Here is a 14,977-nt window from a genome sequence, read left to right on the forward strand (position 1 = left end):
ACAAAATCGAGCTGCGAATTTTGGAATCACTGAGAATAGTAGTCCAGCATTGGCATTCTTTCAAGACAAACTTTACCTGACTTGGCGTGGAGCAGAGGAAGGTCTCTACTATGCTAGTTTTGATGGCAAAAACTGGTCTGAACAAAATCGAGCTGACAAATTTGGAATCAGTCAAAATAGTAGTCCAGCATTAACAGTCCATCAAGACAAACTTTACATGGCTTGGCGTGGAGCAGGTGCTGGGAAGGAAAAAATCTACTATGCCAGTTTTGATGGCAAAAACTGGTCTGAACAAAATCGAGCTGCGAATTTTGGAATCACTGAGAATAGTAGTCCAGCATTGGCACTTTTTCAAGATAAACTTTACCTGACTTGGCGTGGAGCAGAAGAAGGCATCTACTATGCTAGTTTTGGTGATAACAACTGGTCTACGCGTAGAAGATCCCCCAATTTTAGAACTCTAGTTGATGGTGGAATCTTTATCAATAATCCTGCTATGGATCTTTTCATAAGAGCTAAAAAACTTTATCCTGAGGCAAAAGAATTTGTGCTAGTTTCTTTGGGTACTGGTAATTTTCTCGAATCCCATCCAGAGTTAAAAAGAGTAGGTTTTTTGGGTTGGCTCAGACCTTTAATTTCTTATATGATGAAAGGTGTTTCAATCACAGTAGACGACCACTTAAAAAAATTACTTAGCGATTCAGATGATTCGATAAAAAGTAATTTAAATGAGGAAAGCTCATACTATCGATTCGAGCCACGTTTTGACGAAAATATTGCAATGGATGCAATTGATAAACCAGATATTCAGAGGCTGGAAGTGTTAGGGAATAAATTAGTAGAAAACAATAAAAGTAAGATTGAGCAACTTGTTAATCGACTTAAATTCAATCCATAGAGTATTGCATCCATAGAGCATTGGGAGGGGAGCATCTCACTTTTGTAAAAAGCCCTAGCGAATGGAATTCGCGGCTACACGAGACTTTACCCACCTACGCGGGTTTCCAATTTCTTAAGTCCGCGTAGGCGGACTTATTTTGTATAGCTGCGATTTCTAATCGCCAGGTATATTTGCAAAACTGAGATGCTCTCCATTGGGAGTTTACCGCTCCCTGTTTTCCAAACCAACTCCCTGTTTTTCAAACGTTTAATACCATTTATTTGTAAAGCTGCGCTAAATTTTCTTTCTTTGTATCCTACCCTTCGGAAATGGCTTTGCCGAATGCACTCTTTGCTGTTCGTTCATCATATACTTTGGCGCATCTTCATACAGAATTGGTATAAGCGATCGCAGACAAAAAAATAGCACATCCTAAAAGATGGCTATTTGTAGAAATTGTCTAATCCTAATGTTAGTTAGCAAATTGAATACACGCTCAACTACCAAATTTAAAAGGGAATATCATCTGGATCTGGTTCTTCCGCTTTCACTGCTGGATAAGTGGTTCGTTCATAATTTGTGGGTTGGGGTACGGGTTCGTAACTTGGCGCTTGAGTAGTAACGCCAACAGGATTTGTCGCTGGACGTGGTGACTCGTAACTGGGAACGTCTTTTTGTGCAGGACGAGATGCTGAAGATGGTTGTCGTGGAGCAGTTTCAGTGAATGATGGAGTTACGGTTGCTGAGGGTAATGGATCGGTATTAAAACTACCTCCAACAGATTGAATTTGCTGCACTGTCAATTCAGCGCGTTTTTCTTTAAAACCTTCCATCGCAACAGTATTCATAGTTAAACGTCCTACCAAGATGACGCGATCGCCTTGGTGGTAGTTTTGCTGAATTTCTGTCGCTAAATTCCCCCAGCCGACAACTTTCAGCGTGGCTGGCGGATCTTCTGGTTTCTGGGAATTGGGAAACTGCACTAGCATTTCCGTGACTCCCAGATTATCCGCTGTATAGCGGAGTTGCGGCTCGTTAATAATTTCCGCCATTAAAACGCAACTGTTCATTAAAATTACTCCTGACTGCAAAAAGTGCTGATTGAAAAAGAGGGGGTTTTTCTATGTAGTGCCAACTAATATCTAGATATGTTTAATTGTTTGCATTTTTTAATAATATTTGAACAAATTTTTTACATCCACTCTGAGTTTTTAGTTATTTCTAGCATAAAAGCCAAGCGATCGCTTTGAACAGCATTGAGTATACCGTTCGCCACCCTCGCTTGACTAAATTGAGCATTCAATTCTGCATAGAGTAGTATAATTGTACCACTTGTTGATTAAATAGAAAAAATTCTGGCCAAAAATTAAGCCTTGACGTGAACTGGAAAAACACCCAAGGCGATCAACCTGCCTGGAAGGTCGCGCAAGATGGGTAAGCGCAAAAACGCAGGTGGTACAAAGGTACGATTTGAGGTGATAACCGGGGCCAATACCCGCTTTTGGATCAAAGTTTGAAACGCCTGAATGATGCGTGTGGGCAACTCGCGTTGACCTTGTACTTTTGCTAGGTCACTAAGTTGTACTTGTCCGTTTTTGAGCGGTTTGCCAAGTACATTCGCCGCGACTACAGCATCCTGAATCGCGTAGTTAATGCCAACTCCACCAACGGGGGACATTATATGAGCGGCATCACCGATGAGTAACAGTCCCGGATGATACCAACGTTTGACGCGGCTGGACTCGACTGAGAGAAAAGCTATTTGTGACCAATCATGTAAATTTTGGATGCGTTGTTGGAATTCTGGCACTACTTCCACAACAGATTTTTTTAATTCCTCCAAACCCTCAGCCCGCAGTTGTTGATAGCCTCCTTTAGGGATGACATAAGCAAGTTGCCACTCATCGCCACGGTCAAGCATGGCGATTAGCTTACCTTGACCAAACCGCCCCATTCCCCCCTCTGGGTCTTCTGGCTGACGCGGTAGGCGAAACCAGAGGACATCCATTGGCGGTGAGGTTTCGATTGACTCAAACTCACCCAAGTGGCGTAAACGTGAGTGGCGACCATCTGCACCCACTGTCAGTATTGCCCGGATTTCATGCCAACCACCGCCTCCTCGATAGCGGACACCTTGAATCACGCCATTTTCGGTAATTAATTCCTGCACATTCGCACCCATCACCAGATGGAAACTAGGATATTTTTGTGCTTCTTGGGTGATGAACTCCAGGAATTTTACCTGGGGAAGCATTGTAATGTAGGGATAATGGGTTTTTAGATGACTAAAATCTGCGAATGTGACAGTATCTTGAGGAGTTTGAATACTAATTTGGCGCATTTTGGTATGGGGAAATTCTAGCAAGCGATCGCTAAGTCCCAATTCCTCCATAATTTCCATCACCGATGGATGAATCGTATCGCCGCGAAAGTCGCGATCGAAGTCTTTGTGTGCTTCCAGCAGCATCACAGAAATGCCTTGACGCGCTAACAACAGCGCCAATACTGCTCCTGCTGGGCCCCCACCCACAATGCAACAATCTGTGGTTTGTACGTCTACAATGTCATGGACAGGGTTAATGCTTGGGTCTTGAGAAAGATTTTTAGGTACATCGGTAGTCATCACAACACCTCCTGACAGCCCTAAAATTTAGAATAGTTTGCTTTTTATGGTAAAAACTATTTTTTTAACTTTTCGTATTTACATAGAACGTGTATTATGATGGGCGCTAAACTGTCATTGGTCATTAGTCATTAGTCATATTGTCCAATGACGCCAGTTGCTTCAACGGATAGCGCAGCGTTAGCGAGTACTCGAGCGTCGGGAACCTCCGCAACGCACTGGCTCCCCAATGCCCAATGCCCCATGACAATAATTAACAGTTGTGTCCCAAGTTATTTTAGAAAACGTTTATAAAAGTTTTTCCTCGCGTAAAGGGGAAAGTGTTAACTCACAAACCCAATCTCCTCTCACAACTGATGCAGCGCAAGAGCAGTCGGGAAGTGTCAACGTCTTGCGGCGGATTAACCTGACGATCGCAGATGGCGAGTTTATGGTGCTGGTGGGCCCTTCTGGTTGTGGTAAAAGCACTCTGCTACGGTTAATCGCCGGCTTAGAAGTGATGACTGGCGGTAATATTTGGATAGGCGATCGCTTGATCAATGACCTACCACCCAAAGAACGCGACATCGCAATGGTGTTTCAAAATTACGCCCTCTATCCGCACATGACGGTGTATGACAACATCGCTTTTGGGTTACGCCGCCGCGGAAGCAGAGGAGCAGAGGAGCAGAGGAGCGGAGGAGAAAATACTTCCTATCTTCGGACGTGGGCGGAAAATCTTTTTGTGGGGACGACCAGAAAGTTACCTAAAGGACTGCGCTACACTTCTGACAAAGAACGAGCGGTGGATGAACAGGTGCGTAGTGTTGCTCAACTGTTGCAAATCGAAACATTGCTGCATCGCTTACCCAAACAGCTATCTGGGGGACAAAGACAACGGGTTGCATTGGGACGAGCGATCGCACGTGACCCCCAAGTATTCTTAATGGATGAACCGCTTTCTAACTTAGATGCCAAACTGCGGGCGGAAACCCGCGCCCAAATTGTCAAATTGCAGCGTCAATTGGGGACAACGACAATTTACGTTACCCACGATCAAACAGAAGCGATGACGATGGGCGATCGTATTGCGATTATGTCTGAGGGTAAAATTCAGCAAGTTGCTTCTCCCTTAGAACTTTACAACCGCCCTGCCAACCTTTTTGTAGCAGAATTCATTGGTTCACCACCGATGAATTTTATTCCTGTAGAATTTCATGCCCCACAGTTGATTACTCATTCCCAGTTACGTTTCACCCTCCCAGAAATCTGGGGAAAAGCTTTACAAAAATATGATCGGAAAACTCTAATTTTAGGCATTCGTCCAGAACACTTCAACTTGAGTATGCCTGCTACCAAAAATCTACCCGTGCAAGTAGATTTAGTAGAAAATCTCGGCAATGATTCCTTTCTTGCTGTTAAGATTGCCGAACCAGGATCTCAACCTGCTACTACAGCAAAATCCCTACAAGTGCGAATCCCACCAGACCGATTTGTACAACCTGGTGAGCAACTTTGGTTATCTCTAACTCCAGAGAAAATTCACTTTTTCGACCCGGAAACTGAGTTAGCGATATTTCCCTAGAATCAATCTAAAATCTAAAATATAAAATCCAAAATTGTGTCACCTATTCCCCATAATGTGTGCCTGCCACTTTCCCTCGAAACACAATGTAATTGTAGATGTTGTAGAACAACATAATGGGAATCAGAAATCCAATGAAGATAATCATGAAGACTAATGCACTAGGTGCTGCCGCTGCCTGATAAATGGTAATACCTGGGGGAATGATATAGGGAAAAACAACTAATCCTAACCCGACAAAGGTAAGTAGGAAAAGCAGCACTGTCCAAACTAGGGGAGTAGTTTCTGCTTTGCGGTTCAGGCTTTGAATCAATAACCCAATCAGCAGCACACCTAACACTGGAATGATTGAAAATAGATACACTTCTGGCTGATGAAATAACTTTGCCCTGGCATTTTCATACACAACAGGAGTGGCGATCGTGATTAAGATTGCACCTAAAAGCGTTGTCCAGGCAGCGAGTTTGGCTGTGCGGTAATGGGACGCTTGTAGTTCTCCCTCAGTTTTTAAGATGAGATAGGTGGAGCCAATCAATACATAACCCTGGATCAATGTCAAGGCAACTAAGAGCGATCGCCAATCGAGCCAATCCCACATACTGCCGATAAAGTGACCCGCTTCATCCACCTTAATGCCTTCTAAAATGGTGCCCAAGGCGAATCCTTGAAATAGCGCCGCCATGAAACTACCGACTCCAAACGCCACATTCCAAAACACTTTGTTTGTAGAATGCTCTCGAAATTCAAAGGCCACAGCCCGAAAAATCAAGCCAAAGATCATCCCAAAAATGGGAATGTAGAGCGCATTCAAAATGGTGCCATAAGCAAGAGGAAATGCCCCAAACAATGCGCCCCCCATCAACACCAACCAGGTTTCATTAGCATCCCAAATATTACCCAAACTCGTCATTAAGATGTCGCGTCGGTCGTCATTGGAACTGGTTAGCGATAGGATACCTACGCCTAGATCAAACCCGTCTAACATGACGTAGAGAAATAAAAACAGAGCCAAGATAACAAACCAAACTTGTGCTAGAAAGTGTTCTAGATTCTCCATATAGTTACCTATTGATTTACCCAAGAAAGGCAGAGGGCAGGAGGCAGGAGGAAGAAAATATATTTTTTGCCCTCTGCCACTTTCTTTTAAAGCCCCTAAATTTATTTATGAAGAGAGTGACAGCAGATTTTTTTCAAGACACTCAGTGTAATAAAAAAGGTATTCTTGTTTCAAACCCCGAAATTTATTTATGGGGTTTACCTTCTACCTTCTGCCTCCTGCCTCCTGCCTCCTGCCTCCTGCCTCCTGCCTCCTGCCTTCTTATCTATTGCTCTGCTTCGACAGGACGTTGATCTGGAACAAATTCAGCTGGAGTAGTTTCTGCCGCAGGTTCGGTGTCAATGCCTGGAACCGGAAGTTCCAGATTGGGGCCTTGACGAATGATTCGACTACCAAAGAATAAAGCACAAATAAACAGGGCTGTATAAACTCCAGCAAAAATCACCAGAGATGTTAAAACCTCACTAGCAGGTAGGTGAGAAACTCCATCTGCCGTGCGAATTTGCCCATAAAGTACCCAAGGTTGCCGCCCAACACAACGCACAATCCAGCCTGATTCGACAGCAATGTAGCCCAGTGGAGCCGCCAAAATCCAGATTCGCAGTAGCCATTTCTGTTGAGCGATCGCTTCTGCTGAGAGTTTGCCCCGCAACCACTGAATCACACTGAGTCCCATCAATCCAGCTAAGAAGAAGCCAATGCCGCTCATAATACGGAAAGAATAATAAATCAAACCCACCATCCGGGGGCGATCTTCTGGCTTCCAATGTTTCAGTCCCAGAACGGGTTTAGAGAGGTTCTGTTTGAATTCCAAAATGTAGCCTAAGCCGTTGGGAATTGAGATTTCCCAGTCATTTTTCTCAGTCTTATTATTAGGTAATGCCACCACACTCCAGGGTGCGGGCTGTCCGGCTGGACTAGTTTCCCACTTAGCTTCCATTGCGGCTAGTTTGGTAGGCTGATAATCAGCTACCTGTTCGGCGCTGAGGTGTCCGATATAGATTTGTAATGGGGTGACTGCGATCGCAGTTGCTAAGACAATTTTAAGCGATCGCGCAAAAAAAGCCTCATGACGCTTGTTGAGAATATACCAGGCGCTAATTCCCCCAATTACAAACAGCGAAGTTTCCAGCGTCGCCAAAAACATGTGCGAGACGCTGTTGAGCATGAAGGGATTTAAGATTGCCTGAAAGTAATCATCAACAACAAACTTCCCGTTGACCATTTCCCCACCTGCCGGGGTCTGCAACCAAGAATTTGCCGCTAAAATCCAGAAGGTAGATAGGTTTGCGCCAAAGGCAACCATAATCGTGGCAAAATAATGAATCACTGGGTTTACTCGTTCCCAACCAAACAGCATAATCCCCAAAAATCCGGCTTCTAACATGAATGCCATCGAAGCCTCAAAGCCTAAAATGCTGCCAAAAAAGTCACCCACGGCTTCAGAAAACGGTGCCCAGTTCGTGCCAAATTGAAACTCCATCGGCAAACCGGATGCTACACCAATACCGAAGTTCAACACATATAACTTTGCCCAGAAACGAGCATGGTGGTAGTAATCGGGATTGCGTGTTTTGAGCCACATTCCTTCGACGATGACCAGATAAATCCCCATCCCAGTGGTGAGAACAGGCCATAGCATGTGAAAGATCGCCGTCAGTGCAAACTGCATCCGTGAGAGGGCAACGGTGTCCGAGAGAAAATCCATGAACTAACCTCTGAATTCGTTTAAATCTTTACTTGCACAGCATCTTTGGGTTATAGCCGAATGCATTAAAGATACCACTGGGAACACAAGAGGAGTACGAAAATTTTCTCCGTTATAACTTAGTCTGCCTACACGACCATTTTGTGGTACGCGATCGCGGTGCGACAAAGTTTGGAGTACCTCAACACGACTTTGGAGTACCTCAAAACGACTTCTAGGTATAATTTAAACTATTAGCCATATAAAGTATGACTACAAATTCGCCTGATCCTGAAGATTATCAATATCAATTTGGTGGTAGTCTTCCTGCTAATGCACCTACCTACGTCACACGCCAAGCTGATGCAGATTTGTATCAGGCTGTGAAAGCTGGAGAGTTTTGTTTTGTTTTGAACTCTCGACAAATGGGTAAATCTAGTTTGCGTGTCCGCACAATGCAAAGGTTACAGGGTGAAGGAATTGCTTGTGTATCTATTGATTTAACCGCAATTGGGACATCTGGGCTAAAGTCTGAACAAGAGAATTTAGTCTACAAGGGAGTGAGTCAGTTTATTAAGCAACAATTGTTAATTAATCTAGGCACGGTTGAACAACCAACACCAAAAGTAAAACAGAACAACTCCTCAGTGACTTGTGAAAACCCTGATGGTCAAGTTCCTCTTAACTCCCCCTTTTATATCGAGCGTCCAGAGGTGGAAATTAAATGTTATGAGTCCATCCTCCAACCAGGGGCGTTAATCCGCATCAAAGCGCCGCAAAAGATGGGTAAAACTTCCTTAATGAGTCGCATTCTTAACCATAGTAAACAAAAAGGTTATCGCACAGTTTCTCTTAATTTATGGAGTCAAGAAAATCTTACCGATCTCAATAATTTTTTACAGGCATTCTGTGCAACTCTGAGTTATGAATTAAGGCTAGAAGATAAAATAGATCAATCTTGGAAAAAACGCTTAAGCAGTCAAGTTAACTGCACTAACTATTTAAAAGACTATTTATTAAAAAATCTTGATGTTCCCCTTGTATTAGGCTTAGATGATATTGATAAAATTTTTCCTTATCCCGAAATTGCTCAAGAATTTTTTGCTCTACTCCGAGCTTGGCATGAAAACGGTAAAAACGAGGAAATTTGGCAAAAATTACGTTTAGTAATTGCTCATTCTCAAGAAGTATATGTTTCCTTAAATGTCAATCAGTCCCCCTTTAATGTGGGCTTATCTGTCGAAATAGGAGAATTCAACGCCACACAAATAAAAGAATTAGTCCAACGACATCAATTAAATTGGTCAGATACAGAAATCGGACAATTAAGGGGAATGATTGATGGTCATCCTTATTTATTAAGGACTGCTCTTTATCATATTGCCACAGGTAATTTAACTTTAGAACGGTTTTTGAAAGTTGCTCCCACTGATGAGGGATTATTTAGAGGCTTTTTACATCCCTATCTTTCATTGCTGGAAGAAGACAAATTGTTAAAAGCAGCGATGAAAAAAGTGATTGAGAGTGATATTCCTGTGAAGTTAGACTCTGAACAAAGTTTTAAATTACGCAGTCTGGGCTTAATTGAATTTAAAGGAAATGAAGTTCAATGCCTTTGTAATTTATATCGCCTTTATTTCCGAGAACGCCTATCCGAATGATTACACCCAGCTTGAGAGGATGAACTATCAATAATGAGTGGTAAAATGATTAGCGATCGCACTCTCAAAGTTACTAATTTGTAGAAGCACTAAAAGATAGTGCAGATGCTTCCAGTAAATGCGGATGGTGGTGTTGCCAAAAACTCAAAATCTCTTCACCAACCTGTTGAGGATAGAAATAGTGAAAAAAATGATATCCTTCTGAGCATTCCCAGAGTTTATCTTCTGGCTTCAACCAATTTAACCAGTCATGCAATACAGTTGAGTTGACTACCGGATCAGTCTTGCTACCACATACCATCATTGGCATAGAAACTCCACCCTTGGGTAAATAAACCAACTTAAATAAAGAGTGTGACGAGGGAGATTGTTCTAAATCTTTATCTAAGGCAGCAACTAACTTTTTAGTAGTATGAGGTGGTTGATTTCCAAATAGACTGCGAACGGTACTTGCTAAAACTAGCTCACGGCTAATGCTAAAAAGCTGTCGTTGAAAGTAATAGTGAGCTTGCCAATTGTTTGCAGGTTGAGCCGCTACACCCAGCAGAGTGAGCGATCGCACTTTTTGCGGAAATCGCCGCGCAAAGGTTAAAGCGATCGCACCACCCATACCATGACCGGCTAAATGCACGGGGCGATCGCCCCATTCTAAAAACTCATATAGCAAATCCACAGCTTGATCTATGGAACTCGCTTCATCTTTGGTTTGCTGGTATTCCCACTGGGCGACATTTATATACCTAGATAAATATTCAAGTAATGGTTTATCAAAACGCTGCAAAACAGGACTGGCACTTAACCATAAAATATCAAATGAATCAGACATAAATACCTATAACTTCTAAATTATCAACTTCAATAAAGGCGCACAGCTAGCTGTGCGCCCCAAATCTCTACAAACCAAATTCTGTCTTCAACTGAGCAACCCAAGTTTTAATTCGCTCATCTGTTAGATCGGATTGACTACCTTCATCAAGTGCTAATCCAACAAACTTGCCATTTTTCAAAGCTCTAGATTGATCGAATTCATACCCCTCAGTTGGCCAGTAACCAACAGTTTTACCACCTCGTTGGGAAATTTTTTCTTCCAGAATTCCTATTGCATCCTGGAAGTTATCGCTATAGCCATATTGGTCTCCGTCACCAAAATAGGCAACCAGCTTACCACTAAAATCTATTTGATCTAGATCGGAGAAAAAGCCTTCCCAATCGCTCTGAAGTTGACCAATATCCCAAGTAGGAGAGCCAATAATCAGCAAGTCATACTCATCAAAAGTGCTACTATCCGCCTCGTAAATGGGATGTAATGTCACAATATCATCACCAAACTCATCCCGAATTTTTTCAGCATCAGATTCAGTGTTGCCAGTTTGAGTACCGTAAAACAAACCAATTTTTTTTGACATATTGACACCTGATAAATAGTTGTGTGCTTTACTGAAAAGTCGCCCTGAGAGGTTGGTTAATCCAGCGTTTCCTGCCCATCAAGGCATCGACTCCAGTGTTTGAACAGCCACGCAAGTCAAAAGCCTTATCTTTTCAGAAAGTTTGCAAATAGCTGAAATACATTGCCTACTTAATGAGTATTAGTCTCAATAACTCTGAAGATATACTACCAGACTTATTGAGAGTCTTTTTCATTTAATTGAGTAAAGTTTTATTAAGCATTTCAGAAAAAAACCGAAAACTAGACGAGGCAGCAAGAATTCTCCTACCTTAATTGATCGGAAACCTCGCACTTACTCGAATAGAAGTAGTGAGATGAACGCCTGAACAAAAAGCATTTCTCAGTTACTGGAATTTAGACTAAAAGCGATATAAGACTTGATCTTGGAAGAGTTATGTGATACTGTTTTTTGGCTGACTTAAATACGGTAACTGTGTCGAGTTACTGTATTTTATATTAAGAGTGAATAATGCACTCTGCAAGAAGATAGTTTAAATTAAACGGAAATTGCCCCTTATGCCAAAAGACTGGTTTGAATGGCACGATCTCTACAATAGTGAACCAAAATTGCAGCAGCGACTGCAAATTGTTCGGGAATATATTTCTCATAGTTTGGATGTATCTTTACCGGGAATCATTCGTGTAGTCAGTGTTTGCGCGGGTGATGGGAGGGATTTATTGGGAACGCTATCAAACCACTCCCGTGCAAAAGATGTGTATGCACGACTCGTTGAACTAGACCCGAAGTTAGTGGAACGTGGAAAACTAGCTATAGAATCAGCTGGTTTGGCAAAGCAAATTGAGTTTATTAATGGCGATGCAACAAATTCTTCCAACTATGCAGGAGCAGTGCCAGCAGACATTGTGATTGTGTGTGGTATATTCGGCAATTTAGCTGACGAAGCTGAACTGAATCGCTTACTTCGGAACCTAAGTTTATTAAGTAAAAAAGGTTCCTCGATCATTTGGACTCGCGGTGAGACTAAAGGTATTCGCCATTCTGATACTGTCCGCAAACTTTTGCGTGAAGCTGATTTTGAAGAAGTTAGTTTTAAACTCACTCCTACAGGAGATATGGCAGTAGGACTTCATCGTTATCTCGGTGAAGGTTCGGCTTTACTAGAGAATCAACAGTTATTCGTGTTTTCCGGCACCCCAAATAGAGCAGCAGAGCCAGTTTTTCAAACCTCTGGAGAATGAATCAGACTCTTTTCTAGAAGAATTTACTGATATCAGTTTTCAGCTATTTAATCAAGAAAATTGATAAATATAGGACTTACGCAAAAACCCTCTCAAACTCTCATTCCTCCGTGAACTCTGCGCCCTCTGTGGTTCGTTTTCCGTTACCCGTGCGTAAGTCCTAAAATAGTGCGATCGCTGCTAAAAATATCGATAAAGCATGTGGAGACGCGATAAATCGCGTCTTACGATATCCTCACAAAATATCTCTGATAATTACTAGTTTCAAAAATCACCTCGTTAAAGGAAGCTAGAGGGAGTAAGTTTTTTGTGCATTTATGAAATTAATCCAAATACTAAAACTAGCCGTCGTTCCTATTTTGACTGTATTGAGCTTTGTTTCTACATCAAATACAGCACTAGCTGACTATTTAACTAGTGAGGGATCAGGAGGTAATTACCGTTATGAATTATGGTCTACAGATGATAATAATAATTACTATTTGAAAATTTGGCTATATGAACCAAGTCCACAAAGTGACCCATACACCACAACTACAACATTTTCTTCTAGTAGAGAAGCTTTAATTTATTTTGATTGTAATTACGCTAATAAAAATTTACCAGAATGTTCTCAATGATCATTTGAAACCCCCCTCAATATAATTCGTAATTGTTAATTCGTAGTTCGTAATTAAAGAAATTAATTAACCTAAGTTCGAGGTAAGGAAAAGGACAGGTAGTAATCTGAGAATAACAACAAATTCAGTAACCTGCCCTATGTTTAGTCCCGTTAATTTTTGCGTTAACGTTCTTTGTGGATTAATCGCTTATTGTCATCAACCTAAGAAACCTAGCCTTCAACTGGAACGGCTTTTACCTACTCAACTACTTAACCCGAACTCAGGTTAAATAGTTGAGTATTTTTTTATTTAGAAGTCCCTTACAGCAGTTTTGTTTTATATGAAGTACAAAGCTACGGTTTTGAGGCAGGAGCAAGGAAGTAGACAGTTGATGGGCAAGTCCTGCATTTTGTACCTCATTTACTTGAAAACAGCTGTAATACCATTTCACGAAATGCTTGATACAAATGATTTATCTCTAACTCTTTCCCCCTGCCCCCATTCGGCTCCGGTTCCATCAAGCGACTTGTCATGAGCGCAGCCTCTCGCAGAGAAGGGCGTAGTCGAAGTAAGTAGAGATGCTCGGCACAAGTCACGGCAAGCCTGCTATCCTGCTGCTTATTTGTATCAACCTTAAAGTGAAAAAGAATATAGAGACGAGCAGTGCTAAGTCTCTATTATGGTTCTGTATAACGCATATTTAATTTCTGGAAATGTCTTTTTAGCTTGATGAAGTCCGCTTATGCGGACTTCGTTTGTATAGCCTAGTCATTCCCAGAAATTACGCAACTGGCACAAAGTTAAATATGTGATTAAATCAGGTTGCAGTCAACGACTGAAAAGATATTTTACGTAATACGCATTATGGTTATCTCGTATTATGCAGAAGTTCTCAGTGTAATATACTTTGGTAGAAAAAATTTGGGTATTATTACTGAATCTTTGTCAGTATTTTCACTGTATTATCTACAGTTAAAGAGCCAAACCAATAGATTATTAAGAAAATCTAAAGGTATGGATTAATACGTAGAATGTAGTTTAAAACATCCATTAACTCAATCAAAATTTAAGAGATACAAAGATATGTCAAATAAAGTCGCTAAGGAATTGGCTGATTTTCTGCTGCAAATTGAACAGCGATCGCAGCTTCATGCAGGCTATCCATATAATTTAAGTTGTGATTACAGTGCGATCGCTAAATTTTTCAATCTTCTATTAAATAATGCTGGAGATCCATATATTGAACCAGATTTTGGTCTCCATTCTCGTAAGTTTGAGCAAGAAGTATTATCTTTTTTTGCCCAACTCTATAAAATTCCAGAAAATGAGTTTTGGGGTTATGTTACTGCTGGCGGAACTGAAGGTAATTTATATGGAATATTCTTAGCAAGAGAAATCTATCCCGATGGTATTCTTTACTCATCACAAGATTCTCATTATTCCATACCAAAAGCAGCAAAACTATTCCGCATTCAACATAATATTGTTAACTCACAAATTAATGGAGAGATGAATTATGAACATTTTGAAAAACTCATTAGCGAAAATCGTAATTATCCTGCGATCGTCAATTTGAATATTGGGACTACTGTCAAAGGCGCAATTGATAACTTAGACAAAGTTCTCGAAATCTTAGAACGCAATCAAATTAAAGATTACTACATTCATTGTGATGCTGCCCTTTCAGGATTAATATTACCCTTTCTAGATGGCGCTCCACAAGTTAACTTTCAAAAACCCATAGATAGTATAGCTATTTCTGCTAAATTCATTGGTTCACCCTTACCTTGCGGCGTAGTTTTAACCAAGAAAAAATGGGTAGAAAAAGTTGAAACAGAAATTGAATATATTGGATCATCAGATACAACAATTCTCGGTTCTAGAAACGGTCATACCCCTCTGATTCTCTGGTATGCAATGAAAACAAGAGGTTATGATGGATTAGCCAAAGAAGCAAAGACTTGTATAGATAATGCGCAATATCTTTTCCAACAACTTAAAATCAGAGAATATCCATGTATGCTCAATAAATTTTCTAATACCGTAGTGTTTCAAAAACCTTCTCAAAGGTTAATTAAAAAGTGGCAGTTAGCGATTTATGAAAATTGGGTACACATTGTAGTCATGCAAAATATCGATCGGCACAAAATTGATACTTTTGTTAACGAACTTTTGTTAGAAGAAGGGTTGCAGGGTAACGTAGACAATTTCCAACTACAATCAGCGCTACATTAAGAATAGATTGTCAAGTGAAAT

12 protein-coding genes are annotated in these 14,977 nt (G+C 41.1%); 6 read left to right on the forward strand and 6 right to left on the reverse strand.

What is annotated here, in order from left to right; translation table 11 throughout:
- The first annotated feature begins 49 nt into the window (after window positions 1-49).
- Entirely contained in the window at window positions 50-898 is an 849-nt protein-coding gene (locus ACM0OX_RS08435; protein ID WP_414514477.1) for a hypothetical protein, read from the forward strand.
- A 491-nt stretch (window positions 899-1,389) separates the two neighbouring features.
- Here the strand turns inward: ACM0OX_RS08435 and ACM0OX_RS08440 are convergent, their stop codons facing one another.
- Window positions 1,390-1,950, reverse strand: coding sequence for a single-stranded DNA-binding protein (locus tag ACM0OX_RS08440; RefSeq protein WP_414514478.1), 561 nt, complete (start codon window positions 1,948-1,950; stop codon window positions 1,390-1,392).
- A 296-nt stretch (window positions 1,951-2,246) separates the two neighbouring features.
- Window positions 2,247-3,503 (reverse strand): FAD-dependent oxidoreductase, encoded by a 1,257-nt coding sequence (locus tag ACM0OX_RS08445; RefSeq protein WP_414514479.1) that lies wholly within the window; start codon window positions 3,501-3,503, stop codon window positions 2,247-2,249.
- Window positions 3,504-3,765: 262 nt separating this feature from the next.
- Here ACM0OX_RS08445 and ACM0OX_RS08450 point away from each other — a divergent pair, with 262 nt between their 5' ends.
- On the forward strand, window positions 3,766-5,067 hold the full coding sequence (locus ACM0OX_RS08450) for an ABC transporter ATP-binding protein (RefSeq protein ID WP_414514480.1): 1,302 nt from the start codon (window positions 3,766-3,768) through the stop codon (window positions 5,065-5,067).
- 43 nt (window positions 5,068-5,110) lie between these two features.
- On the opposite strand, the gene cydB is transcribed toward ACM0OX_RS08450, so the two are convergent.
- The gene (cydB, locus tag ACM0OX_RS08455) at window positions 5,111-6,124 is read right to left on the reverse strand and encodes a cytochrome d ubiquinol oxidase subunit II (RefSeq protein WP_414514481.1); all 1,014 of its coding nucleotides are present in this window, start codon (window positions 6,122-6,124) and stop codon (window positions 5,111-5,113) included.
- Window positions 6,125-6,389: 265 nt separating this feature from the next.
- Window positions 6,390-7,832: a cytochrome ubiquinol oxidase subunit I gene (locus ACM0OX_RS08460; protein ID WP_414514482.1), complete on the reverse strand. Its 1,443-nt coding sequence runs from the start codon at window positions 7,830-7,832 to the stop codon at window positions 6,390-6,392.
- 248 nt (window positions 7,833-8,080) lie between these two features.
- Between ACM0OX_RS08460 and ACM0OX_RS08465 the strand changes: the two genes are divergently transcribed.
- Complete coding sequence (locus ACM0OX_RS08465) at window positions 8,081-9,472, forward strand: AAA-like domain-containing protein (RefSeq protein ID WP_414514483.1); 1,392 nt, start codon at window positions 8,081-8,083, stop codon at window positions 9,470-9,472.
- A 73-nt stretch (window positions 9,473-9,545) separates the two neighbouring features.
- Here the strand turns inward: ACM0OX_RS08465 and ACM0OX_RS08470 are convergent, their stop codons facing one another.
- The gene (locus ACM0OX_RS08470) at window positions 9,546-10,298 is read right to left on the reverse strand and encodes an alpha/beta fold hydrolase (RefSeq protein ID WP_414514484.1); all 753 of its coding nucleotides are present in this window, start codon (window positions 10,296-10,298) and stop codon (window positions 9,546-9,548) included.
- A 67-nt stretch (window positions 10,299-10,365) separates the two neighbouring features.
- Window positions 10,366-10,878, reverse strand: coding sequence for a flavodoxin FldA (gene fldA / locus ACM0OX_RS08475; RefSeq protein ID WP_414514485.1), 513 nt, complete (start codon window positions 10,876-10,878; stop codon window positions 10,366-10,368).
- A gap of 557 nt (window positions 10,879-11,435) precedes the next feature.
- Here fldA and ACM0OX_RS08480 point away from each other — a divergent pair.
- The 3 genes from ACM0OX_RS08480 to ACM0OX_RS08490 all read left to right on the forward strand — a co-directional run bounded on the left by ACM0OX_RS08480 (window position 11,436) and on the right by ACM0OX_RS08490 (window position 14,956).
- A complete protein-coding gene (locus ACM0OX_RS08480; RefSeq protein ID WP_414514486.1) occupies window positions 11,436-12,119 on the forward strand; it encodes a class I SAM-dependent methyltransferase family protein in 684 nt (227 codons plus the stop codon).
- A gap of 317 nt (window positions 12,120-12,436) precedes the next feature.
- A complete protein-coding gene (locus ACM0OX_RS08485) occupies window positions 12,437-12,739 on the forward strand; it encodes a hypothetical protein (RefSeq protein ID WP_414514487.1) in 303 nt (100 codons plus the stop codon).
- A gap of 1,065 nt (window positions 12,740-13,804) precedes the next feature.
- Window positions 13,805-14,956, forward strand: coding sequence for a histidine decarboxylase (locus tag ACM0OX_RS08490; protein WP_414514488.1), 1,152 nt, complete (start codon window positions 13,805-13,807; stop codon window positions 14,954-14,956).
- Window positions 14,957-14,977 lie beyond the last annotated feature (21 nt).

The sequence above is a fragment of the Nostoc sp. PCC 9305 genome (assembly GCF_963920915.1).
In the GTDB taxonomy this organism is placed as follows: domain Bacteria; phylum Cyanobacteriota; class Cyanobacteriia; order Cyanobacteriales; family Nostocaceae; genus Nostoc.